Raw genomic sequence first — 22557 nt, 5'->3', positions numbered from 1 at the left:
CATTCTTTTTAAGTTACACTAAGCATTTTTGAGGCTCTAAGCTCGTCTCGACATTCTTGAAAGAGAAGCTAAAATTGGTAGTGACAAAAAGTAAGTAAAGGGAACAGCCTATGTCTAATCTGATGGGTTTAACCCGTACGCGCTTTAGGGGCCTGCCTAGGTTGAGACCCTCTGGGTCGATCCAACTAAGCACAGTGGCGTATTCTCCTACGACCCAGAGGGTCTCGACCCATTAAGCGCTTGAGCCTCCCCTGGTTGATCTGGGGTTGAGCCCCCAACGAACGGGCCAAATTGAGTACGGCTGCGGCCTGGCTAATTAGACTGCCTACCTTTAGAAGGCAGTTCTGTAGTGCTGTAGTGCTACAAAATCATTGCGATCTGAGCAGCTGAAAATCACCGAATAGCTACGCTGCATACCCCCATACGTTAAAATCATCACCTCACAACTCTGCCCCCAGCCACACCTCACAGCCTTCGGTACAATTCTGGCAGATGTCAATTTCGGCCCGGCCGCGGAGCAGCCTGTTGCGGAAGTCGTTGTAGGCTGCGCCTTCCCAGACCTGGTGCAGGGAGTCTTGCTTGACGTCGCCCAGGCGGTGCGTAACGTCTTTATCGAAGCAGCAGGGGGCCACCAGCCCGTCCCAGGTGATGACGCAGGAATGCCAGAGCTTCCAACAGTGGTTCTGGAGCTTGTTTTTCTGGGCGTAGGTGCCGTCGCTTTTGCGGTAGTAGCGGGCGTATTTCTCGTTTTCCGGCATCAGGGGGTTGCCGTGTTCGTAGTCGTAAAGCTGGGCGGTTTTGAACTTCACTTCGTCGATGCCGATTTCTTCGGCCAGCCGCACGACTTCCCCCATCTGGTGTTCATTGGGTTTTACGACCAGAAACTGGAAGATGAGGTGGGGCGTCGGGCTGTTGAGGGCTTTTTTCCACTTCACCAGGTTGCGGGCGCCTTGTAATACGGTCTCTAAGTTGCCGGCTTTCCGGTACTGCTCGTACACTTCCTGGGTGGTTCCGTCGACGCTGATGATGAGGCGGTCGAGGCCGCTTTCGATGGTCCTCCGGGCGTTCGCGTCGTTGAGGAAGTGGCCGTTGGTGGAAGTGATGGTGTAGACGCCGCGGTCGCTGGCCTCCTTTACCATATCCAGAAAGTCGGGGTTGATATAGGGCTCCCCCTGGAAGTAAAAGATGAGGTAGAGCAGGCGGTCGGCAATGTCGTCCAGGGTCCGGCGGAAAAAATCGGCCCTGAGGTGGCCCGTGGGGCGGGTAAACTGCCGCAGGCCGCTGGGGCATTCGGGGCAACGCAGGTTACAGGCCGTGGTGGGTTCAAAGGAGACGGTAAAGGGCTTGCCCCACACCACGGGCCGCTGGAGCCAGCGGGTGGCGTAGTAGCTGGCCGTCACCTGGGCGGCATTTACCACGCGGCGCAGCGTGAGTTTGCGCAGGAAGTTGAGCGTATCTTGGGGGTAGAGGCGGGCCATGGTCGTAAAGGTACGGGGCACAGCCCAGAGCAGGGTGTAGTTGTAGCAACCTGGGCGCGGCCGCAGGTGCCGGGCAAGTCCCTGTGGGAGCGACGGAAGTCGTCCCCGCCAACAAATCCCGCCAAAACCCGACCTTGGGGGCCCGTATGTACGAAAAACTCAAATCGCTGGCCCGGCAGGTACTGCCCGCTACGCTACTGCAAAAGAACGAAGACGTGCTGCGCCGGCTCGTGACGCTCCGCTACCGGGGCTCCACCTACCGCTGTAACTGTTGCGGAACGGGCCTTTCCTCCTTCGTGCGGCTGGAGCGGGGGGATTTGCTCTGCCCCCGCTGCGGCAGCCTGCCCCGGGGGCGGCGGCTCTGGCACCTGCTCAGCGAAGTGCTGGATATCCGTCAGCTGCGGATCCTCCACTTCAGCCCCTCCCCCATCCTGGCCAGGCTGCTGCGCGCCAGTGCTGCCCGGGAATACCTCAGCACCGATTTTGCCGGGGAGTTCACTGCCGACCGCCGCTACGACATCACCGCCATCGACGAACCCGCCGGACGCTTCGACCTCATCATCTGTTACCACGTTTTGGAGCACGTGGTGGATGACCGTGCGGCCCTGCGCGAGCTCTACCGGGTGCTGAGTCCAGGTGGACTTTGCCTCCTCCAAACCCCTTTTAGACCCGGTGAAATTTATGAAGACCCCGCCATCGTCAGTCGCCAAGAGCGGCGAGTTGCGTTCGGGCAGGAAGACCACGTCCGCGTCTACTCCGTCGAAGGCCTGCAAGACCGGCTGCAGGAGGCGGGGTTTCGGGTGACAGCACATACCTATCCACCCAATCACCTCCACGGCTGGACGGCGGGGGAGACGGTGCTTTTTGCGCAACGGAGCCATTGATCCGTATCTTAAGGCAAGGGTGAGCCCTTGCAGCAATCACCTATAATGGTCTTCATTGGCCTTTAGACGGCAGTATGGTAGTTCGGTAGTTTTGTAGTGCGGTAGGGGGGTATTGTCCGCTTCCGTACGGTAAAACCACTGTAAACCAACCCACTGAAAAGCAGTGAACATCTATTTTGCCTGTCCCCACCTTGTCATTGTTCATAAACCACCGAAGGTCTGTGTTTCGGGTGAGGACACCTTCTCCGGCGAGTTTAGCTTCGCAGTATTATGCTTCGGGTGGTAGGGACTTGCCCTGCTCTTTTACCTTTCCTTGGCACCTGCGGCCGCGCCCGCTTCATCGAACAAAGGCACCGTGAAGTCAGCGCCGTTTTACCGGTTAGCCATCGGCTTTCCGCGCAGAACTTCCTTTGCCCCAGCACGCCCCGTGGTCGTATCTTGCGCGCCCTAATCGAAGCCTATCTGCCATGAGCCAAATTCGCGCCGCCATCACGGGTGTACAGGGTTACCTCCCGGAATACGTCTTGACCAACGAGGAGTTGGCCACCATCGTTGACACGACCGACGAGTGGATCACTACCCGCACCGGCATCAAGGAGCGCCACATCCTGAAGGGAGAAAACATGGGCACCTCCGTGATGGTGACGGCCGCCATCCGGGGCCTGCTGAAAAAGACCAATACGGCCCCCGAAGACGTGGAACTGGTCATTTGTGCCACCGTGACGGCGGACTCCATCTTCCCCGATACGGCCAACGTGTCTGCCTACCAGGCGGGGCTGGTCAACGCCTTCGGCTTCGACCTCAACGCCGCCTGCAGCGGCTTTCTATATGCCCTCACCGTGGGTGCCAAGATGGTGGAAGCCGGCCGCCACAAGAAAGTGATCGTGGTGGGCGCAGACAAAATGTCTTCCATCATTGATTATACCGACCGCACCACCTGCGTCATTTTCGGCGACGGCGCCGGAGCGGTGATGCTGGAGCCGACCACCGAAGACGTCGGCATCATCGATTACCAACACCACGGCGACGGCAGCGGAGAAAAGTACCTTTACCTGGTAGCCGGCGGCTCCCGCAAGCCCGCTACGGTAGACTCGGTAATGGCCCGCGAGCACTTCGTGCGGCAAAACGGCCGTCCGGTCTTCAAGGCCGCCGTGACGGGCATGACCGACGTAGTCAGCAAGGTAATGGCCCGCAACGGCCTGACCAACGAAAGCCTCAACTGGCTCGTGCCCCACCAGGCCAACATCCGCATCATCCAGACCATCAGTTCCATGCTCGATTTCCCCCTGGACAAAGTAATGGTCAACATCGAAAGGTACGGCAACACCACCGCCGGTACCCTGCCGCTTTGCCTGTGGGATTACGAATCGCAGTTGAAAAAAGGCGACAACGTGATCCTCACGGCCTTTGGCGGGGGCTTCACCTGGGGTGCTTTGTACCTGAAGTGGGCGTATTAAGAACCGCTACTGTATTTTTGGGCGGAACCGAAAAACTGTGCTTGTGAGCTACCAACCCCATCTCCACGTCTTCACCGATGGCCCGGCCGTAGCGCGGGGCTTTGCCGAGCACCTGGTACAGCGGTTGGCGGAACATCCTGCCGGGCCTTTTTTCTGGGCCCTTTCCGGTGGTAGCACGCCCAAGCTGCTCTTTTCCCTGCTCGCCAAGGAATACCGGGAGCGGATTGACTGGCAACGGATTCACTTTTTCTGGGGAGACGAACGCTGTGTGCCGCACGACCACCCGGAGAGCAACTACGGGGAAGTCCGGAAACTGCTCTTTGACCACGTTCCGGTGGTAGCCGACCAAGTCCACGCCGTCGATACCTCCCTGGAGCCCGCCGCAGCTGCGGCCGCTTACGCCGAGTTGATGCAGCGCCTGCTGCCCAGCAATACCGACGGCCTGCCCAGCCTGGACCTCAATATGCTGGGCATGGGCGAAGACGGGCATACTGCCTCCATTTTTCCCCACAATATGGCCGAGTTGATGGCCAGCCCCGCCATTTGCGCCGTAGCCACCCACCCCAGCAGCGGGCAGTTGCGGGTAACCATGACCGGACCAGTGCTGAACGCTTCGGCCGAGGTGGTCTTCCTCATCACCGGCAACAGCAAGACCCAACGCGTGGCCCAGATCCTCCACCGCGAGCCCCACGCCGAAACCTTCCCCGTTGCCCACATCCAGCCCGGCAGCGGGCGGCTGCACTGGTTTTTGGACGGTGCCGCAGCGGCCGAGGTGGGCTACTGAAATTATGGGCGGGCAGCAGCGAGGAACGCTGCCCGGCGGGGCCGGTTGAAAGGGGCTGGAACCGAGGTTTGCGCAAAGGCAGGGCCGTCGGGGAGGCGGGAAGACAATATCCGGGCTTTTTCTTCGGCGTAAGCGGGCGGGAGCCTATCTTTGCCCCCGCAAAAAGAAAAGCTCCATGGCCAATTCCACCGCCGCCGACCGCCGTAAATACTGGCTGTACTTCCTCATCTCTTTCGTCATCTTCATGCTGATGTTGATCTTCATGAACCAGTGGTTCTGGGTGGCGATGCCCTTCATGCTCACCTACCTGGTGCTGGCCCTCGGCTACATGTAGGAGCGGCAGCGGTACGCCTGTTCACTTAGGACGAAGGCGCGCCGTACCGACCTGGTTTTGGCTGCGCTACTCTCCTGACTGCCGGGCTTAGGGTCCGGGCAGCACCATTTTTTGCGGTCGAATTCAATCCCCCCTGCTATGCATGCACCCGAACTGGACCGCCTGGCCTTCGATAAAGCTCCCGACGGGCTCCTCCCCGCCATCGTACAGGATGCGACCACCCGCGTGGTGCTGATGCAGGGCTACGTCAATCGTGCCGCCCTGGAACAAACCCTGGCGACGGGCCTGGTTACCTTCTACAGCCGAAGCAAGCAGCGGCTCTGGACCAAGGGCGAAAGCTCGGAGCACTACCTCCGCCTGGTCAGTATTGCGGCGGACTGCGATAGCGACAGCCTGCTCATCAAGGCCCACCCCGAGGGGCCCACCTGCCACACTGGCCAGGACACCTGCTGGGGCGAAGCCAACCAGGGCGATTTCCTCGATCACCTCGAACGCACCATCCAACGGCGGCGGGACCAGCCCGATGCCAAGAGTTACACCAGCCAGCTGCTGGCCCGGGGCATCAACAAGGTAGCCCAGAAGGTGGGCGAAGAAGCCGTAGAACTCGTCATCGAAGCCAAAGACGACAACCGCGAACTCTTCCTGGGCGAAGCAGCTGACCTCATGTACCACTACCTCGTCTTGCTGGCCGCCAAAGGCTATAGCCTGGAGGACGTCCGGGCCGTCCTGCGCAGCCGCCACCGCTGAGCACGTCCGCTGCGCAACCATTCCGCCCCGCCGGAACGTTATCCTTCCCGAATCAAAACTCCATTCCCATGACGCTAGAAGAGCGCATCACCACCGACCTGAAAACGGCCATGAAAGCCCAGGATAAAATCGCCCTGCGCGGCATCCGGGCCATCAAAAGTGCCATCCTGCTCCAAAAGACGGACGGCACGGGCCAGGCCCTGGACGCCGAAGGAGAGATCGCCCTGCTCCAGAAACTCGTCAAAAGCCGTCAAGACAGCCTCGACATCTACGTGAAGCAAAACCGCGAAGACCTTGCCGTGACCGAAAGGGAAGAAATTGAGGTCATCTCCCGCTACCTCCCCGAAGCCCTGAGCGAGGAAGAACTCGCCGCGCTCATCGATGGCATCATCGCCGAAAACGGTGCCACCTCCATGAAAGACATGGGCAAGGTGATGGGCCTGGCCAATAAGGCCGCCGCCGGACGGGCCGATGGCAAAACCATCGCCGCCATGGTGAAACAGAAGTTGGGGTAGCCATCCCTCCAGCCCCCCGACCCTGCGCAAAAACGCCCGCCCGGAAGATCTTCCGGGCGGGCGTTTTGCATTGGATTCGCTGCCGAGGGGGGTTAGTGGACCGTCAGCTTGGTCGTGCTCACGCGGCTGGCACCCGTCACTTGTACCAGGTAAATGCCGGCGGGCAAAGCGGCGGTATTGATCGTCGTTTGGCCTCCACCGGAAACCAGGCGAAGTTGCTCGGTGTGGACGACGCGGCCATCCACGCTGATGAGCTGTACGGAGGCTGCTCCGGCGCGTTCGGCGCTGATGCGGACGTTGACGTACTCCGCCGCCGGGTTGGGGAAGACGCTGACGGCGGTTTCGCCCAGGAGCGGATCGTTGGTGGCCGTTTCTTCGGTAGCTTCGATGAGTACTCCCAGGTTGCCGACGCTCGCGGTGAAGGCGTCACCCTGGTCTGAAGTCAGGGTAGCTTCACTGTCGTAGTTGACGATGTCGATCAGTTGGATGTTGTCCACCCACCAACCGCGGGCACCTACTTCGGTATCGGCTACGAAGCGGAAGCGGAAGAAAATATCCTCGCCGAGGTATTCGCCCAGGTCGACGATCTGCTCCTGGTAGCCGCCGCTTTGGCCCCAGTAGGAGTTAATCCCCAGGAGGGCGGCGGAACCGTTTTCGTCAATTTCCCCGCGGTAGCCACCCCGGAAGAACTTACTGTCTACTTTTTCCCAGGTCGTGCCGTTGGTGGAGACTTCCACGATGCCACCGTCCCAACCGGCCTCGGTGTCGTACTGGGTAAAGAAGCGGAGGCCGGGTTTGGTGCCCGTTACGGTGAGGGGTTCGAAGATGCGCAGCACCTGGTCTTGCTGGGAAGAAGGGTTGCGTACGTACCAGCTCAGGTCGCCGGCGTAAGGGGTCGTGTCGTTGCGTTCCCACAGGACGTTGCCGACCAGATCGGCGAGCTCCCAGTTGTCGTCACCATCCTCTGCCCCGTCGAAGAAGAGTTCTTCGGAGGCCGCATCGGGGTCGGTGGAAGCGGAATAGAGGACGGTCTCATCGTCCTCAAATTCCAGGTCGCCGATGACGAAGGTGATTTGGTTGCCGTCGATGCTGAACTCGTCTACGCCGCGAATGGACGCGGGGTCAACGGTCAGGCCGGCGGGAATGATGTCGGTGATGCGCACGTTGGTCGTCAGTTCTTCGCGGTAGCTGGTGGCGCGGAGGGTAAAGGTTACCCCTTCGCCGGCGTTGACGGTGGCTTCGTCTACGGTTTTGGTGAGTTGTACGCCGCCGGAGCAGTAGGGGCTGATGTCGAAGGCTTCGCGGTTGTCCGTCCGGTCATCAGAATCTCCCCGGGTGGCCGAGAAGCCCATGCCACGACGGGCGAAGACTTCCCAGATGAGGCACTGGTTGGCCCCGTCGTTTACGATCAGGTCGGCCTCGAGGATGCCGTCACGACCGTCAAGCAAACCGGGGTTACAAGCGGTGTACTTGAGGCCTTCCACGACCAGCTCCACCGCCAGGTTGTTGCCGCCCGTTCCGTTGATGAGGTCTTCGTCGAATCCGTATTGATCGACCATTGCCCAGTACATGTCCCAAAGCGTGGTTGCCCACACTTCACCCAGGGGGTGGGGTACGCCGGAGGTGATGATGGCATCGTAGGTGAAGTTATTCACCGTCATGTCGGTGCTGTAGGGCTTCCGACGGATGCCGGCACCGGCGATTCCCCGGCGGGTGGCGTAGTTGCCGATGCCCCGGGCTTCGGTGCCGTTGGGGGTGGGGGTAAGCGCCAGCGGAGAAGATGCCAGTGCGAAGAAATCCGACCAGCCTTCGCCCATCTGCTCTTCGTTGCGCAAGCAAGAGGTGTTGGCCGGGCCACCCACCAGGCGATTGCTCACGCCGTGGCCAATTTCGTGGGCCACGATGCCGCTGTCGAAGTCCCCATCGATGGCCGGTGGAGCCACCGACTGGAAGGTGACACTGACGCTGTCGCCAGCCGCAACCGCCGCGCGCAGGGGCGCACAGGCGGAGGACGAGATCATGACCGAAGGAATGGTTACGTTGAGCTCTTCTTCACTGTCTGCCATATTGATCACTGCATTTTCGAAGTTGCAGATGATGGCACCGATGGCACCGGCCGCCTGGGCGTTGGCGACTTTCACTTCGAAGAAGCATTCCATCCGGTCAATCAGGGCAATCTTTCCGGCGATGGACTCGGGATTCAGCAGGGTTTCACAACCCAGGGTAGGCATCGAGGTGCCATCGCGGACGATGACGACCTGGCCCGTTACGGGAACGGAACCGATGACGCGTCCGAAGGCGGCGGTGCCCGTTTGGTAGGGCCCCGCTACGGAAGCGGGGGTGGTCACCTGCATTACACTGGAGTTGCCACTTTCCCACAGGAACATCTGCATCACTCCGCTGGATCCATCGGGAGGGGTAAAGAAGTTGGCGTTGTTGGTGCCGGAACCGTCTTGGGCCTCGGCCAAAACCGGGTCGCGGTCTTCGCCGTCGCCCTTGTAGTTGTTGCGCTGGAAGTTGCCGGAGGCCTCGTCAAAACCGGCGTGGTAGAGCCAGTCGTGGACCTTATTGGTGGTGTAAAACACCTGGGTGAGGGCGGCGTTCAGCAGGGTATCGGGGTCTTGCTCGTCGGCGTAGAAGAAGTCGAATACCAGGGAGTCGCCACCGTCAGCAAAGACGCCGGGGTCGGGGGTGTCTTCGTTGGCGTCGCGGTCGGGGTAAGCGTAAACGTTGTTGCCGCGGGTGATGGTAAATTCGTGGCCGGGCAGGCCGTTGATGTCATGCCAGCCGAAGGGGGAGGCTGTGGAGTCGGCGGGGTTAACCTCCATGCGGCGGGGGCCGTGGAGGGGGGATTCCACGCCGAAGGGGAAGACGTTGTAGCGGGCACCGTCGGCGGCCAGGCTGGCCAGCATTTGCTCGTGCACGGGCAGTTGCGGAGTCACTTCGGCGCAGGCATTGCTGAAGTTGTGGGTGTGGGGGCGGCTGCCGAAATTGCACTTCAGCACCAGGTTATCGGCATCCATCAGGGCACCGGTGGTAGCGTCAATGAGCACCAGCCAGTAGTCCGAATGCCGGGCGTGCTGATCAATCAGGATGCGCCAGGCCAGGCTTGCGCTGCCGCCCTTGCCGGGCAGGTAGACGAGGCGGGCCTTGATGGGCTCCGGCGAAACGGAAGGGGCGCGGAAGAGGTATTCCTCGCCCTCCTGGCCAGCGGGCTGGGCCGTGGCAAAACCCGCAACGACCGAGCGCAGGGCTTCACCAACGGCGTTTTGGGCGCTGAACGCAGGTGCCGAGGGAAGTTGTAAAGCAGCAATGTCCGGCACGAAAGCGACGGAGGAATGCACCAGGCGGTCGCCACGGAAGTGCAGGGCCGCCTGAGCATTGAAGACGGGCAGACCCTGGTGGCGCTGCTCGACGTAAACGTGGCGCACCCCACCCGACACGTAGTCGTCGGTGATCGCCAGATCGGCAACGTCGGCCGCCGTGAGCTGGTGGTCCTGGTACTTGGCCCGCAGGTAATCGGTGGCCAGGCGGGTGCCGTCCTGGGCCAGCAAAGGCACAAAGCCCGCCAGGCACAGCAAGACGAAAAAGGGTAATCTTCTAAGCATGTTTACTAGTCTTTTAGAAATAAAGGTCAGTTCTGATCCGGAAATACGGAGCCCCAAAAACGCCGCTGGATGCAAGGAGTGAAAGTGATAAAGTACTGGAAATGAAGCAGGCCAAGCAGCCCACTCCAGCCAGTCTCCGGAGGCGCTGGGCTGCCAAAGCTAAGACATCGTCTCCCAGATTTTTTACTGACGGGATGCTTGTTTGACTAAATATTAAATATTTGTCGGTAATTGGGAATATGGAAGACAAATCCCGTTCCCTTGCCCTGCTCCTTATCCTCTTACTTGGCACCTGCGTCAGCGCCCAACACGCCATAATCTCCGGTGAAAATGCCCCCGAACGCGAGCTGCGCGGCGTGTGGATGGCCACGGTGCTCAACATCGATTACCCACAGAATCCAACTACGGATGCCGCTACGCTGCAGGCGGATTTTCGCTCCCAACTCTACCGGCTGCGGCAGGCGGGCATGAACGCCATCTTCGTCCAGGTGCGCCCGGCCGCCGATGCGCTCTACCCTTCGGTCCACGCCCCCTGGTCGGAATGGCTAACCGGCGTACAGGGGCGGGCACCGGTCAGTAATTTCGACCCCCTGGCCTACATGATCGAGACGGCCCACGCCCAGGGCATCGAACTGCACGCCTGGATCAACCCCTACCGCGTGGCCATGACGCTGGACTCCACCCGCTTCGCCGCCAACCACCTCTACCACCGCCACCGCGACTGGATCCGCAGCTACGGCGGACGCCGCTACCTCGACCCCGGACTGCCCGCCGTGCGCGCCCACCTCGGCGAAGTGATCGACGAGCTGATCACCAAGTACGACCTCGACGGCATCCACTTCGACGACTATTTCTACCCCTACCCCGTTCCCGGAGTCGACTTCCCCGACCAACAAACTTACCGCACCTATGGCTACGGCAGATCGTTGGCCGACTGGCGGCGCGACAACGTCAATACCTTCATCGCCGAAACCCACCGGCGCATCAAGGCCGCCAAACCCTGGATGTATTTCGGCGTCAGCCCCTTCGGCGTGTGGCGCAACCAGGCCCAGGACCCCGTCAATGGCAGCCCCACCAACGCCGGCGCCACCAGCTACGATGGCCTCTACGGCGACGCCCTGGCCTGGGCCCGCGCCGGCACCGTAGACTACCTTTTGCCACAGATTTACTGGAGCATGGACCACCCTGCGGCCAGCTACCGTACCCTCGTCAGTTGGTGGACCACCCACGTGCCCCCGGGGCCCGACCTCTACATCGGCCACGCCGCCTACAAAGCAGGAACCGACCCCGACCCCGCCTGGACTGGCACCGAAGAACTCCCCCGCCAGGTTGCCCACCTCCGCCAACTGCCCCGCCCCAAAGGCAGCGTCTTTTTCAGCAGCAAATCCTTACTCAATAATCCCGCCGGACTGGCCCAACGGCTGACCCAACTCTACACCACGCCCGCCCTGCTGCCCGCCCGCCGCGCGCCTGGCAGCGCCACCCCCGTCGCCGTCAGGGTCTTCAAACCCAAAGCCACCGAACAGGGTACACTGCTGGTTTGGGAAATGGACGAGCAAATCCCTAAAGCCCAACTCCCCCACTACTTCGCCATTTACCGCAGCCGCCCGGGCCAAACCGCAACCCTGCTGCACCGCACCCCCTACGGCCAGGCCTGCTACCGCTACCACTATTTCGATGACCGCGCCCAGACCGGAATGGAATACCAGTACCGCGTAGTGCCGCTGGACCGCTACCACCGCAGCTTAGAAACCGTAGTGGCGCGGTAAAAACATTCTTTAGCGTTCCACCACGATGACCTGGTCTTCTTCCAGCAAGGGCTTGCGCTGGTAGCGGAAGAAAAGCTGGGCCGTGGCCAGGACGTCTTTTTCGCAGTAGCGGGCGATGCGGTCCAGGTCGTCTTCTTTCCAGAAAACGTTGCCGACCTGGCTGCCGTCAATATCGTCTTTCGGCGTGGGGAAACCGAAGACGCCAGCCAGCAATTTCAGGGAGGTGTAGGACTTGTAATCGCCGAACTTCCACAGCTCCATCGTGTCCAGCAGTTGCTTGGTTTCCCAAGGCTTTTTGCCGGTGATGTCGAGCATCCTGGGCAGTTTGAGCTGGTTGACGATGATGCGACGGCAGAGGTAGGGGACGTCAAATTCCTTGATGTTGTGCCCGCAGATGTACTGCGTGAATACGTCGCCGTAGTACTGGTCGAGCATGGCGTTGAAGTCTTGCAGCAGCGTTTTTTCGTCGCGGTTAGCGAAAGACTTGAGGCGGATTTTCAGGCGCTTATCGGTGTCCCGGATCACGGCCCCGACGGAGATGCAGATGATCTTGCCGAACTCGGCGTAGATGGCCGCCCGGTCCTGGTAACTTTGGGCCAATTCCTCTGGGCTCAGTTCTTCGCCGTAGCGTTTCAAGACGGAGGGTGCCTTGTAGCCCCAGAGGTCCTGGAAAGTCTCGTCGAGGTCGGCGAAGGTAGGCTGGCCGCTCACGGTTTCGATGTCCAGGAAAAGGACTTTGGTAACGTCAATCTGATCGATCATGGGGCTACGGAATTTCGCGAAAGATAAGACTTTGTTATCAATTGGTTTAAAAAAGTCCTCAACAGTCCTTTTTTGTTTAGACTATTGCTTTTCGCCGAGCCGGCCGAGTTCGCGCAGCAGGTTTCCAACGTTGTTGCGCAAAACGAAGTCGATGCGACGGTTGGCGCGGCGTCCTTCTTCCGTGGCGTTGGACTTGGCGGGGCCGTACTCCCCGTGGCTGGCGGCCAGCAGGCGGTTGGGACTGAGGTAATAGACCTGGGCCAGTTCGTCGGCAATCCGGGTGGCACGCAGGGCCGCGAATTCCCAGTTGCTGGTATTGCGGAGGGGATTGGGCTGGTTATCGGTGTGGCCCACTACGGTAAGTTTCAGCAGGGGGTCGGACTGTAAGGCATCCGTCACAGCCCGCAGCACCGGTGCCGCCCCACCCTTGAGCCGCTCGGTGGAGCGGGGGTAGAACAGCTGATCTTCGAGCACGCTCAGGGTTACTTCTCCGGCGGACTGGGTGATGGTGAAGGACTGCGGCGGCACCAGCGAATCGAGGCCATCCAAAAGGACGAAGATGGCGTTTTTCACGCCCGCTTCGTACTGGTTGACCAGGCTGGCCTGCCGGGCGATGAGGGTGTCAAAAGCCATTTCCGCCCGCAGTTTCTCCTCTCTGGCGGTGGCCAGCTCGGTGCTCAGCCGGGCGCTGGTGTTGCTGAGGTTACCCTTCAGGGCGTCGAGTTCGTCTTCCTGGATGGCCAGCCGGTCTTGCAGCCGGTCCTGGGTCAGCAGCAGGGCATCGTTGGCGCCGTAAGACCGTTCCAGCCGCAGCAGTAAGTTGGTAATGCTGTCTTGCTTCAGGTTCAGTTCGGCCGCCTGGGTAGCAATCCGTGCGTCGTATTCAGCGGCAATGCGCTTGACTTTTTTGGGGAACACACAGGCGCTCAGACTCAGCGCCAAAAGCAGGTAGGTAAGAATACGCATGGGTTGCGAAGTCGAGGGGGGGGATGATGGTGGGGCAAAACTAAGGGCTTCCGGCGACTTAAAGCGGACTACTTACTCCCTCCCAAAATCCAGCCTGTCCCCTCATATTGGGGTGGGCTTAAACAGCAGTTTCTTGCCGTGGGCGCGCAGCCATTCGTCGTATTCCCGGTAGTTGGGCAGGGCGCGTTCCACCTGGGCCCAGAAGCGGGCGGAGTGGTTGGCCTCCACCAGGTGGGCCAGCTCGTGGATGATGACCGCGTCGAGCACCTCCTGCGGGGCCAGCAGCAGGCGCGTGGCCAGGTTGATGTTGCCCCGGTGGGAGCAACTGCCCCAGCGGGAGTAGGTGTCGCTCATCTTCACTTCGTTGACGGGCCGGCGGAAGTGTTGCTCGTTGAGTTCGGCCACGCGCTCGGCGACGCTGGGCAGAAAGACTTCGCCGAAGTGTTTGGCCAGCAGCTTGGTCAGCATCTTACCGCCGTCCACCCGTCCGTCTTCGGGGTTGACCGTCACCAACAATTCAGCGGGGGCGGTGGGCACCACGCGGTGAAAGCCGAGGTCGTGGGCCTCTACCGAAATGCGATAGTCTACCTCCCGGATCCGAAACTGATACTGTCCACTGTCGGGCACTTTTGCGAAGTAGGCAAAAGCCGCCGGTTTCTGCTGGTGGGTATCGCGCGCCCACTGCAGCATTTTCGCGATGTGGTCGATCCGCTCGCTGCCGTTCAGGAAGTGGGGCAAACGAATGATGAGGGCTCGGTTGGTAATCGCCGCCCGGGTATTGTTACGCCCCATCTCCGTGATGATCTGAACGGGGATGTTCAAGTTACCGATGGTCAGCGTTTGCCGGCTTTCGCCTACTTTGGTCGGTTTGCGGGGCATGGGGCACGTCGTTAAAGGTCTTCAGTTAACGGGCTACTTCACTCGCCCATTATTTCTTCCGCGCGGAATCCCAGGGTTTGGAAGTCCGCATAAAAATCGGGGTAGCTTTTGCCCACCACTTCGGGGTCTTCGATGCGCACAGGGTGGAGCAAAGCCAGGGGAGCCATGGCCATCGCCATCCGGTGATCGTGGTAGGTGGCGAAGGCGGGAGCGCCCGCGCTGAAGTCGGCCTTTCCATCCTGACCGAAGTAGGTGGTGCCCGATTTTCCCGCCATCCGGGCCGGGAGCTTGTAGAGGGAAACGCCCAGCTTGCCGAGTTCTGCCTTCATGGCCGCCACGCGGTCGGTTTCTTTGATGAACAAGGTCTGCAAACCCGTGTACAGGCCCTGGGTGCCCAGGCCCGCGCAGGTGGCCATCAGCGTCTGGGCAATGTCGGGGCACTCCACAAAGTCGTGCTCGAAGAACGGAGGCGCTGCTTGCCCCGGCGCTTTGCGGAGGTGGATGCCGCCTTCTCGGTAGTCGGTAGTCACGCCAAAACGCTCGTAGAGTTTGGCCACTACGGCATCGCCCTGGAGGCTGTTGACAAACAAGCCTTCGATGTGGAGATCGGCCTCCGGGGCCAGGGCGGCCAGGCTGTAGTAGTAGCTGGCGGCCGACCAATCCGCCTCCACCGTAAATGGCTTCGCCTGGTAGGCCTGGGGAGGCACCACAATCGTCTGCTCCTCCCAGCGGTGTTCCACCCCAAAGTAGGCCATTTGGGCCAAAGTCATGTTGATGTAGGGCAAGCTGACGATCTCCCCTTCCAGCGTAATGCGCAGGCCCTGCGGCAGGGTGGGTGCCAGCATCAGGAGGCTTGAGATGTACTGGCTGCTGGTGTTGGCCGCAATGCGTAACTCCGCCGTAGCGTCCAGAGCGGCGTAGCCGATGCGGAGCGGCGGGTAGCCTTCTTTTTCGGCGTAGGTGATGTCGGCCCCCAGCTGCCGCAGGGCATCGACGAGGATGCCGATGGGCCGTTCTTTCATGCGCTGGCTGCCGGTCAGGAGCTGGTAGCCGGGGCGGCGGCTCAAAAATCCGGTCAGGAAGCGAAAAGTGGTGCCGGCGGGGCCGGCGTCGAGTACTTCGTCGGAGCTGGCCAGCAGCGTTTCCAGGCGCACCGTATCGTCGGCGCGGGCCATCCGGTGAATGGGGAATCCGCCCGGCGTCAGCGCCCGGATGATCAGGGCGCGGTTGGCGATGGACTTAGACCCAGTCAGGGCAATACGGCCGCGCAAGGGACCGCCGGGATGGCTTAATTCAAGCATACGTTTTCGTGGCTTTTGGAGCGGCCGAGGTTGGGGCAAAAGTAAGGGCTGCTACTGACTTAGGCGGCTACTTCCCCGCCGGTTCTGGATTCGGGCGCGGCCGCAGGTGCGGGGTAAAGTCTTTGCAAACAGCAAGCTGAAGCACACCCGGCCAAAGCTATCAATCCACCAAGCGCTCCACAATCCGTTCGGCGGCCCGCTCCAGCAGGGCGTAAACACTGGCAAAGCCGCTGTCGTCCCAGTAAGGGTCGGGTACATCCGGGCCTTCCGTCGCGCGCAAACCCGCAAAGTCGAGAAAGAGGTGGATTTTCTGTAGCTGTGCTGGCGTGGTGGCCAGAGCCTGGAGATCGGCCAGGTTTTGGCGGTCCATCGCCAGGATGAGGTCGTAGTGGTCCAGATCGGCCCGCGTAACCTGCTGGGCCCGCTGCCCGCTGATGTCGAGCTGATGTGCTTTACCGATGGCTACGCTACGGCGGTCCGGTGCCTTGCCAACGTGGTAATTCGCCGTGCCACTGCTGCTGATTTCCCAGGAGAGTCCCCGGGCTTCCACCGCGCGACGCAGAAGCCCCTCAGCCAGCGGCGAGCGACAGATGTTGCCAAGACAGACGTTGAGGATGCGCATGGATGAGGGGGGCAAGGGGGCGGTAGAATGGTTTTTCCGGCCACGGCAAAGGTAGGGGTAGTACGCCGAAGCTTTCCAGCGGACCGTCTACCGGTGAAAACGAGCCAAAACTACCGCAATTTCCTCTGGGCTTAAGCCTACCTTAGCGCGGCAATCCGCAGTTCACTTTTCCTAAATCCGCGCGCCGTGCTCACCCGCCTGCTGGGCTTTCTTGGCTTAAGGACTACCGTGCTCAACCTTCAGGTGTCTCTCCTCCTGGTAGTGGGGACCATGCTGGTGATGATTGTGGGCCTCATCACCATTGAGGGTTATTCGCTGTCGGATGCCTTTTACATGGCGGCCATTACCATCTCGACGGTCGGCTTCGGAGAGGTACAGCCCCTTTCGGAAACGGGCAAGGTCTTTGTTTCGGTGATGATTTTGGTCAACATCGGCATTGTGGCCTACGCCCTGGCCACCTTCTCCTACTACGTCATCGAAGGAAAACTATTCGTACAAATGGAACAGAACCGCATGCGCGCCCGCATCGACGCCCTCAAAAACCACACCATCATCTGCGGTTTCGGGCGTTACGGACAGGAAATCGCCCGGCATTTGCTGGAGCACGGACAGTCTTTCGTAGTCGTTGATGAAAAGGAGGAAAACCTGCACCTGCCGGAATTTGCCGAGCGGAATCTCCCCTACATCATCGGCGACGCCACCCACGATGAGGTCCTCCAGGAGGCGGGCATCAGCCGTGCGGGGAGCCTCATCACCGCCCTGAGCGACGATTCCGACAACCTTTTCATCGTCCTCTCCGCCAAAGACCTCAACCCCCACCTGCGCATCATCAGCCGGGCCCACCAGAGCCGGAGCCGCGAGAAAATGATCAAAGCCGGTGCCAGCCACGTCATCATGCCCGAACAAATCGGGGGATTCTACATGGCCGCCCTGATCTCCAAACCCGGTGCGGTGGAGTTTTTCAGCTACGTAACCAATGAACTGGAGTCCGACATTGGCTTTGAAGAAGTGCGTTACGACCAGCTCCCCGCCCCACTGCAGGGCAAGAACATCCAGGAAATGAGCCTGCGGCAAAAGACGGGCGTCAACGTCATCGGTCACCGCCTGGTGGGCGGGCGCTACGAAGTCAACCCCGGCCCCAGCGCCGCCCTTCACCCCGGCGAGAGTTTCATCGTGGTGGGCAGCCAACCCCAGATTCTTGCCCTCCGCAAGGTGCTGGGCATCTGAGGAGGTGGAAAGCGCGGGTGGGCACCCGGAGCCAAAGCATCCGTATCCCCGCCCGGGCAATGGTCCTGGTGGACTAAACTGTAAGTATCGTTACACTATAGTTGAACCACTAGAGCTAGGCTGTCTAATTAGCCAGGCCGCAGCCGTACTCACTTTGGCCAACCGGGGATGCTCAAGCGCTTAATAGGTCGAGACCCTCTGGGTCGTAGGAGAATACGCCAATGTACTTAGCTGGATCGACCCACAGAGGGTCTCAACCTAGGGGGCACCGTGATTAGCTGGATCGACCCAGAGGGTCTCAACCTAGGCAGTCCAGGCCCCTAAAGCGCGCACGGGTTAAACCCATTAGATTAGACAGCCTACCACTAGAGCTGGGTCTGGAAGAAGTCCACGAACTCCGGAATCGTCATCGTCCCCTTGTCGCCTTCCCCTTGGATGCGTACGGCTACGCCACCGGCCTCCAGTTCTTTTTCCCCCACGATGAGCATAAAGGGGATGCGCTTGAGCTCAGTATCGCGGATTTTCCGGCCGATGGTTTCATTGCGGTCGTCGACCATCCCGCGAATGTCGTGCTTGGCCAACTCTTGGAGGATCTCCTGGGAGTAAGCATTGAATTTCTCGCTGATGGGCAGGATGGCGAATTGCTCCGGGGCCAGCCACAGCGGGAATTTGCCGCCCGTGTGTTCAATCAGGATGGAGGTAAAGCGCTCCAGGCTACCGAAAGGCGCGCGGTGAATCATTACCGGGCGGTGGGTGTCGTTGTCGGGGCCGATGTACTCCAGTTCAAAGCGTTCGGGGAGGTTGTAGTCCACCTGCACCGTACCCAGCTGCCACTGCCGGCCGAGGGCGTCGCGGACCATAAAGTCCAGCTTCGGGCCGTAAAACGCCGCCTCTCCGTAGGCCGTCACGGTTTTCATATCGATTTCCGCGCAGGCGTCGATGATGGCTTGCTCGGCGGTCCGCCAGTTTTCGTCGGAGCCGATGTACTTCCCGGGGTTGGCGGGGTCGCGCAGCGAGATCTGCGCCGTCACTTCGTTGAAACCGATCATGCCGAGAACCTCCCGGACGATATCCACTACGGCCAGAAACTCGCCCTTTACCTGCTCGGGCGTGCAAAAGATGTGGGCGTCATCCTGGGTAAAACCCCGGACGCGGCTGAGGCCGTGGAGTTCTCCCGTTTGTTCGTAGCGGTAGACCGTGCCGAACTCCGAGAGACGCAGGGGCAACTCGCGGTAGGAGCGGGGCCGGAATTTGTACATCTCGCAGTGGTGGGGGCAGTTCATGGGCTTCAGCATGAATTCCTCGCCTTCCCGGGGTGTTTTGATGGGCTGGAAGCTGTCTTCGCCGTACTTATCCCAGTGGCCGCTGGTGACGTAGAGGTCTTTTTTGCCAATGTGGGGCGTGGTTACTTGCTGGTACCCGGCGGCTTCCTGGCGGACTTTGAGGTAGTTGACCAGCCGTTCGCGCAGCTGCGTACCCTTGGGCAGCCACATCGGCAGGCCAGCGCCTACTTTTTCGCTGAACATGAACAGTTCCAGTTCTTTGCCCAGCTTGCGGTGATCGCGCTTTTTGGCTTCTTCCAGGAGCGTCAGGTAGTCCGTAAGGTCTTTGGCTTTGGGGAAGGAAATGCCGTAGATGCGGGTCAGCTGCTTGTTCTCTTCGTTGCCGCGCCAGTAGGCACCGGCCAGCTTAAGCAACTTGACGGCCTTGATGATGCCGGTATTGGGGATGTGGGGCCCGCGGCAGAGGTCGGTAAACCCGCCCTGGGTGTAGAAGGTGATGGAGCCGTCTTCCAGGTCTTCCAGCAATTCCAGTTTGTATTCGTCGCCCTTGGCGGTGAAGTAGGCAATGGCGTCGGCCTTACTGATTTCCTGGCGGACGTAGTCGTTTTTCCCCCGGGCCAGTTCGAGCATTTTTTCTTCGATGCGGGGCAGGTCGTCGGAGGAGATGGATACTCCTTCCCCCGGGTCTACGTCGTAGAAAAAGCCGTTTTCTCCGGCCGGTCCGTACCCAAATTTGATGCCGGGGTAGAGGGCCTCCAGTGCCTCGGCCATGAGGTGGGCGGTGGAGTGCCAGAAGGTTTCCTTGCCTTCCTGGTCGTTCCAGGTGAGGAGGGCCAGGGTTGCGTCCTGGTGCAGTGGCAGATCGCGATCGGTCAATTTGCCATTGACTTTGGCGGAGAGGACGTTGCGCGCCAGGCCTTCGCTGATGCTGCTGGCAATGTCCATCGGCGTACTGCCGGCGGGGTACTGACGGACGTTACCGTCGGGGAAACTGATGTTAATCATTGGGTAAATATTTGCCTCCCTACAAACGAAGGCGCTTTGTTTGGCCGCAAAGGTAGTGGGGATAGTTCAATAGTGCAGTAGTTCATAGTTCACTAGACACACTTAGATGAACAGTCTCCCTGGCGTCCGCTGCTGCTGTCCAACCTTACCTTGCACCTGCGGCAGCGCCCTTTTTTAGTTCATAGTGCATAGTATATAGTTCAGTAGCAGACGCGCGACCTTACGCCTTTACTCCTTTTCCCCTTTATGCCTTTTCGCCTTTCCTCCTTTACTTATCTTTGCCGCATGCCCTTACGTCTTTTGCTTTGCTGTCTTTTCCTGAGCGCCGTGTTGCCCGCCCAACAGGCGACCAACGAGCGGGTGTTGGCCCGGGCGGCGCTGGCCCAGAAGACGATCGACATTGGCGACCAGATCTGGCTGGAGGTCAACATCTCCGCGCCGCCGGCCACGCAGGTAAGCGCTTTGCCCGCCGACTTCCTCAACGCCGCCGAGGGACTGGAAGTGATTGACGCCAAGCCGTTGAGCACCGTGGCCGAATCCCCCGAACTGCTGCTGCAGCAACGCTTCCTCATTACGAGTTTCGATACCGGCTACATCGTGGTGCCGCGCCTGCCCTACACCTACCTGGCGGCCGATGGCGGGCGCGATACGGCCTTTACCGAAGACCTCCTGCTGCGCGTCCGCGCCGTACCGGTGGGCGACGACAATGAGCTGCGCCCCATCAAACCCATCATTGAAGAGCCGCTGAACGTCTTCGACTTCTGGCCGCTCTTCCTGTTCCTGGCCGTAGCGGGCGTGGGCTACCTGGTCTACCGCCAACGGCAACGGCGGCAACGGGCCACTCCGCCACCACCTCCGCCGCCGCCGGCCGACGTCATTGCCCTCACCCAACTCAAGGCCCTGGAGGCCCGCGAACTCTGGCAAGCGGGGCAAACCAAGGAATACTACAGCGAACTGACGCGCATCCTGCGGGAATACCTGGAAAGCCGCTTTGGCGTAGCGGCGATGGAGATGACCACCCGGCAGATCACCGCCGAACTGGGTCGCCGGGAGGAACTGGACGGCGTGCAAGGCCACGAACTGGGCGAGTTGTTGCAGCTTTCCGACCTCGTAAAATTTGCCCAGGCCACGCCAGCCGCTGAGCTCCACCCCCGGAGCCTGGAACGCGTCCGCAATTTCGTCCAAACGACGGGAAGGCCAACGCCATCCCCAGTTTCTCCCCCTCCTGCGACTCAGGAACCTTCTCCTCTCCCCCCTTCGGGGGGCCGGGGGGGAGCCACCACCCAAACCGAGCAAGAAATATGAGCTGGTGGAACCAATTTGAGTTCGTTTTCCCCTGGTTGCTACCCCTGCTGGTGGTACCGCCCCTGCTTTATTTTTGGCAGCTGCGCCGCGAACGGGAACGGGAAGTGAGCCTTCGCCTGCCCAGCACCCGGTCCATCCGGGACATGAAAGGCTGGCGCGGAATGGCCCGGCCGGCCCTGCCCCTGCTGCGGGTGGCCGCCCTGTGCCTCTTCATCGTTGCGCTGGCCCGGCCGCGGCTCGATCTGAGCGAAGAATCCGTCACGGCCGAAGGCATCGACATCATTTTGACCCTCGACCTTTCCACGAGCATGGGCGCTACCGACTTTATGCCCAACCGCCTGGAGGTGGCCAAGCAGGTGGCGCGCGACTTCGTCTCCCGCCGGGAATTTGACCGCATCGGCCTGGTGGTGTACGCTGGCGAGGCGTATACGAAGTCGCCACTGACGGTAGACAAAGCCATCATCGACCGCTTTCTGGCCGAATTGCAGATGGGGGAAATTACCGACGGCACGGCCATCGGCTCGGGCCTGGCGACGGCCGTTAACCGCCTTAAGGACAGTCCCACGGCCAGCAAAATCATCATTCTGCTGACCGACGGCGAAAACAACGCCGGCTACCACAGTCCGGAGCTCGCCGCCGAGCTGGCCAAGGAATTCGGCATCCGCGTTTACACCATCGGCGTGGGCAGTGGACAGGAAACCCTGATGCCCTCCAGCCCCCTGGGCGGCGGCCGCTACACCTTTAAACCTACGCGGGGGACGGTAGACGATAAACTGCTTTCCTACATCGCCGAGACGACCAACGGCCGCTACTTCCGCGCCCGCGATACCGAAGAGCTCGAATCCATCTACGGCTACATCGACGAACTGGAAAAGACGGAAATCGAGACCACCGTTTTCAAGCGCTACGAAGAACAGTTTGCCCGCTTTTTGCTCTTTGGGCTCTTCCTGCTGCTGCTCGAAACCGTCTTGCGGTACACGGTGTTGAAGACCGTACCCTAACCCACTGCCCGCTTGAATCCTACCGCCGCCAAAGAACAACTGCACCGCGTTTACGAGCGCATGACCCTCCGGGGCCGCCCCGGTTATGAGGAAATTGCGTTGGCCGAAGATGCCTTCCGCGAGTTGCAGGCCTTTTTGGACCTCGTACCGGAGGACGGGCTCACGGAGTTGATCTTTCGCCTTTCCGAGGGGGTACCCGCCACGAAGGTCGCCGAGTTGTACAACCTCCTGGTGTGGTCGGGCGAAGCCAGTGCAGACGTCGACCTCGAAAGCATCCAGGAGTGGTTTTACAGCCGGCAGCCGCGGCGGATTGAAATTGCCCTGCAGGTCGATATTTTCCCCAGCAACAGCATGGAGGAATGCCAGCGCATTTTGGAGGAGATCGTAAAGAAATTCCCCCAACTCAAGCGCCTCTGTGCGCTGGCGCGGCAGGAAGTGGACCACCGTTTGGCGGAGGAGGAAGCCTGGTCGCGTTACCGCCGCGACACCTTCGAGATGCCCAAGGAAATGACGCCATCGATTTTGGCCAAGATCCGCGAGATCAAGAAAAAGTGACGTGGGTGGGCGCGGCCGCAGGTGCTCCCCCCCGCCCCCCCGAAAGGGGGAGTTCGTTGGCCCCCCAACCCCCAA

At 60.5% G+C, this 22557-nt stretch carries 19 protein-coding genes; 11 read left to right on the top strand and 8 right to left on the bottom strand.

Features of this window, described 5'->3' with window-relative positions:
- Positions 1–440: 440 nt before the first annotated feature.
- Entirely contained in the window at positions 441–1478 is a 1038-nt protein-coding gene (locus H9S92_RS19705; RefSeq protein ID WP_187468415.1) for a radical SAM/SPASM domain-containing protein, read from the bottom strand.
- A gap of 146 nt (positions 1479–1624) precedes the next feature.
- On the opposite strand from H9S92_RS19705, the gene H9S92_RS19700 reads away from it, so the two are divergent.
- The 6 genes from H9S92_RS19700 (at position 1625) to H9S92_RS19675 (ending at position 6199) form a co-directional block, all read left to right on the top strand.
- The gene (locus H9S92_RS19700; RefSeq protein ID WP_187468414.1) at positions 1625–2362 is read left to right on the top strand and encodes a methyltransferase domain-containing protein; all 738 of its coding nucleotides are present in this window, start codon (positions 1625–1627) and stop codon (positions 2360–2362) included.
- 467 nt (positions 2363–2829) lie between these two features.
- Positions 2830–3819, top strand: a complete 990-nt coding sequence (locus H9S92_RS19695) for a beta-ketoacyl-ACP synthase III (protein WP_187468413.1) — start codon at positions 2830–2832, stop codon at positions 3817–3819.
- 43 nt (positions 3820–3862) lie between these two features.
- A complete protein-coding gene (gene pgl, locus H9S92_RS19690; protein WP_187468412.1) occupies positions 3863–4603 on the top strand; it encodes a 6-phosphogluconolactonase in 741 nt (246 codons plus the stop codon).
- 175 nt (positions 4604–4778) lie between these two features.
- Positions 4779–4937: a hypothetical protein gene (locus H9S92_RS19685; protein ID WP_187468411.1), complete on the top strand. Its 159-nt coding sequence runs from the start codon at positions 4779–4781 to the stop codon at positions 4935–4937.
- Between the two features lie 138 nt (positions 4938–5075).
- Positions 5076–5684 (top strand): bifunctional phosphoribosyl-AMP cyclohydrolase/phosphoribosyl-ATP diphosphatase HisIE, encoded by a 609-nt coding sequence (hisIE, locus tag H9S92_RS19680; RefSeq protein WP_187468410.1) that lies wholly within the window; start codon positions 5076–5078, stop codon positions 5682–5684.
- A gap of 68 nt (positions 5685–5752) precedes the next feature.
- Positions 5753–6199, top strand: a complete 447-nt coding sequence (locus tag H9S92_RS19675) for a GatB/YqeY domain-containing protein (protein WP_187468409.1) — start codon at positions 5753–5755, stop codon at positions 6197–6199.
- 92 nt (positions 6200–6291) lie between these two features.
- Here H9S92_RS19675 and H9S92_RS19670 read toward each other — a convergent pair whose 3' ends face one another.
- A complete protein-coding gene (locus H9S92_RS19670) occupies positions 6292–9807 on the bottom strand; it encodes a M36 family metallopeptidase (RefSeq protein WP_187468408.1) in 3516 nt (1171 codons plus the stop codon).
- 239 nt (positions 9808–10046) lie between these two features.
- Here H9S92_RS19670 and H9S92_RS19665 point away from each other — a divergent pair, with 239 nt between their 5' ends.
- The gene (locus tag H9S92_RS19665; protein ID WP_187468407.1) at positions 10047–11576 is read left to right on the top strand and encodes a glycoside hydrolase family 10 protein; all 1530 of its coding nucleotides are present in this window, start codon (positions 10047–10049) and stop codon (positions 11574–11576) included.
- Between the two features lie 9 nt (positions 11577–11585).
- On the opposite strand, the gene H9S92_RS19660 is transcribed toward H9S92_RS19665, so the two are convergent.
- The 5 genes from H9S92_RS19660 to H9S92_RS19640 all read right to left on the bottom strand — a co-directional run bounded on the left by H9S92_RS19660 (position 11586) and on the right by H9S92_RS19640 (position 16121).
- On the bottom strand, positions 11586–12338 hold the full coding sequence (locus tag H9S92_RS19660; RefSeq protein WP_187468406.1) for a ribonuclease H-like domain-containing protein: 753 nt from the start codon (positions 12336–12338) through the stop codon (positions 11586–11588).
- An 81-nt stretch (positions 12339–12419) separates the two neighbouring features.
- Positions 12420–13304, bottom strand: a complete 885-nt coding sequence (locus tag H9S92_RS19655) for an OmpA/MotB family protein (protein ID WP_187468405.1) — start codon at positions 13302–13304, stop codon at positions 12420–12422.
- Between the two features lie 102 nt (positions 13305–13406).
- Positions 13407–14183 (bottom strand): M48 family metallopeptidase, encoded by a 777-nt coding sequence (locus H9S92_RS19650; protein WP_187468404.1) that lies wholly within the window; start codon positions 14181–14183, stop codon positions 13407–13409.
- Between the two features lie 38 nt (positions 14184–14221).
- The gene (locus H9S92_RS19645) at positions 14222–15484 is read right to left on the bottom strand and encodes a 3-phosphoshikimate 1-carboxyvinyltransferase (protein ID WP_187468403.1); all 1263 of its coding nucleotides are present in this window, start codon (positions 15482–15484) and stop codon (positions 14222–14224) included.
- Between the two features lie 160 nt (positions 15485–15644).
- A complete protein-coding gene (locus tag H9S92_RS19640) occupies positions 15645–16121 on the bottom strand; it encodes a low molecular weight protein-tyrosine-phosphatase (RefSeq protein WP_246463998.1) in 477 nt (158 codons plus the stop codon).
- 171 nt (positions 16122–16292) lie between these two features.
- On the opposite strand from H9S92_RS19640, the gene H9S92_RS19635 reads away from it, so the two are divergent.
- The gene (locus tag H9S92_RS19635) at positions 16293–17333 is read left to right on the top strand and encodes a potassium channel family protein (RefSeq protein WP_290282635.1); all 1041 of its coding nucleotides are present in this window, start codon (positions 16293–16295) and stop codon (positions 17331–17333) included.
- Between the two features lie 365 nt (positions 17334–17698).
- Here the strand turns inward: H9S92_RS19635 and thrS are convergent, their stop codons facing one another.
- The gene (gene thrS, locus H9S92_RS19630; protein WP_187468402.1) at positions 17699–19621 is read right to left on the bottom strand and encodes a threonine--tRNA ligase; all 1923 of its coding nucleotides are present in this window, start codon (positions 19619–19621) and stop codon (positions 17699–17701) included.
- A gap of 285 nt (positions 19622–19906) precedes the next feature.
- On the opposite strand from thrS, the gene H9S92_RS19625 reads away from it, so the two are divergent.
- From H9S92_RS19625 to H9S92_RS19615, 3 genes are read left to right on the top strand one after another with little or no spacing between them, the layout of a single operon-like run.
- A complete protein-coding gene (locus H9S92_RS19625; protein ID WP_187468401.1) occupies positions 19907–20926 on the top strand; it encodes a hypothetical protein in 1020 nt (339 codons plus the stop codon).
- Complete coding sequence (locus tag H9S92_RS19620) at positions 20923–21927, top strand: vWA domain-containing protein (protein WP_187468400.1); 1005 nt, start codon at positions 20923–20925, stop codon at positions 21925–21927. Before H9S92_RS19625 ends, H9S92_RS19620 begins: the two co-directional genes overlap by 4 nt.
- Positions 21928–21939: 12 nt before the next feature.
- Positions 21940–22482, top strand: a complete 543-nt coding sequence (locus H9S92_RS19615; protein ID WP_187468399.1) for a hypothetical protein — start codon at positions 21940–21942, stop codon at positions 22480–22482.
- Positions 22483–22557 lie beyond the last annotated feature (75 nt).

The organism is Neolewinella lacunae, assembly GCF_014349155.1.
GTDB lineage: Bacteria > Bacteroidota > Bacteroidia > Chitinophagales > Saprospiraceae > Neolewinella > Neolewinella lacunae.
Note: the sequence above shows the minus strand (reverse complement) of the source record. Positions and strands in the feature narration are given on the sequence as shown.

Coding starts and splice junctions, on each gene's coding strand:
- H9S92_RS19695 (WP_187468413.1), top strand. CDS start 2,830: ATGAGCCAAATTCGCGCCGCCATCACGGGTGTACAGGGTTACCTCCCG.
- H9S92_RS19655 (WP_187468405.1), bottom strand. CDS start 13,304: ATGCGTATTCTTACCTACCTGCTTTTGGCGCTGAGTCTGAGCGCCTGT.
- H9S92_RS19645 (WP_187468403.1), bottom strand. CDS start 15,484: ATGCTTGAATTAAGCCATCCCGGCGGTCCCTTGCGCGGCCGTATTGCC.
- H9S92_RS19685 (WP_187468411.1), top strand. CDS start 4,779: ATGGCCAATTCCACCGCCGCCGACCGCCGTAAATACTGGCTGTACTTC.
- H9S92_RS19620 (WP_187468400.1), top strand. CDS start 20,923: ATGAGCTGGTGGAACCAATTTGAGTTCGTTTTCCCCTGGTTGCTACCC.
- H9S92_RS19665 (WP_187468407.1), top strand. CDS start 10,047: ATGGAAGACAAATCCCGTTCCCTTGCCCTGCTCCTTATCCTCTTACTT.
- H9S92_RS19660 (WP_187468406.1), bottom strand. CDS start 12,338: ATGATCGATCAGATTGACGTTACCAAAGTCCTTTTCCTGGACATCGAA.
- H9S92_RS19700 (WP_187468414.1), top strand. CDS start 1,625: ATGTACGAAAAACTCAAATCGCTGGCCCGGCAGGTACTGCCCGCTACG.
- thrS (WP_187468402.1), bottom strand. CDS start 19,621: ATGATTAACATCAGTTTCCCCGACGGTAACGTCCGTCAGTACCCCGCC.
- H9S92_RS19625 (WP_187468401.1), top strand. CDS start 19,907: ATGCCCTTACGTCTTTTGCTTTGCTGTCTTTTCCTGAGCGCCGTGTTG.
- H9S92_RS19675 (WP_187468409.1), top strand. CDS start 5,753: ATGACGCTAGAAGAGCGCATCACCACCGACCTGAAAACGGCCATGAAA.
- hisIE (WP_187468410.1), top strand. CDS start 5,076: ATGCATGCACCCGAACTGGACCGCCTGGCCTTCGATAAAGCTCCCGAC.
- H9S92_RS19705 (WP_187468415.1), bottom strand. CDS start 1,478: ATGGCCCGCCTCTACCCCCAAGATACGCTCAACTTCCTGCGCAAACTC.
- H9S92_RS19650 (WP_187468404.1), bottom strand. CDS start 14,183: ATGCCCCGCAAACCGACCAAAGTAGGCGAAAGCCGGCAAACGCTGACC.
- H9S92_RS19670 (WP_187468408.1), bottom strand. CDS start 9,807: ATGCTTAGAAGATTACCCTTTTTCGTCTTGCTGTGCCTGGCGGGCTTT.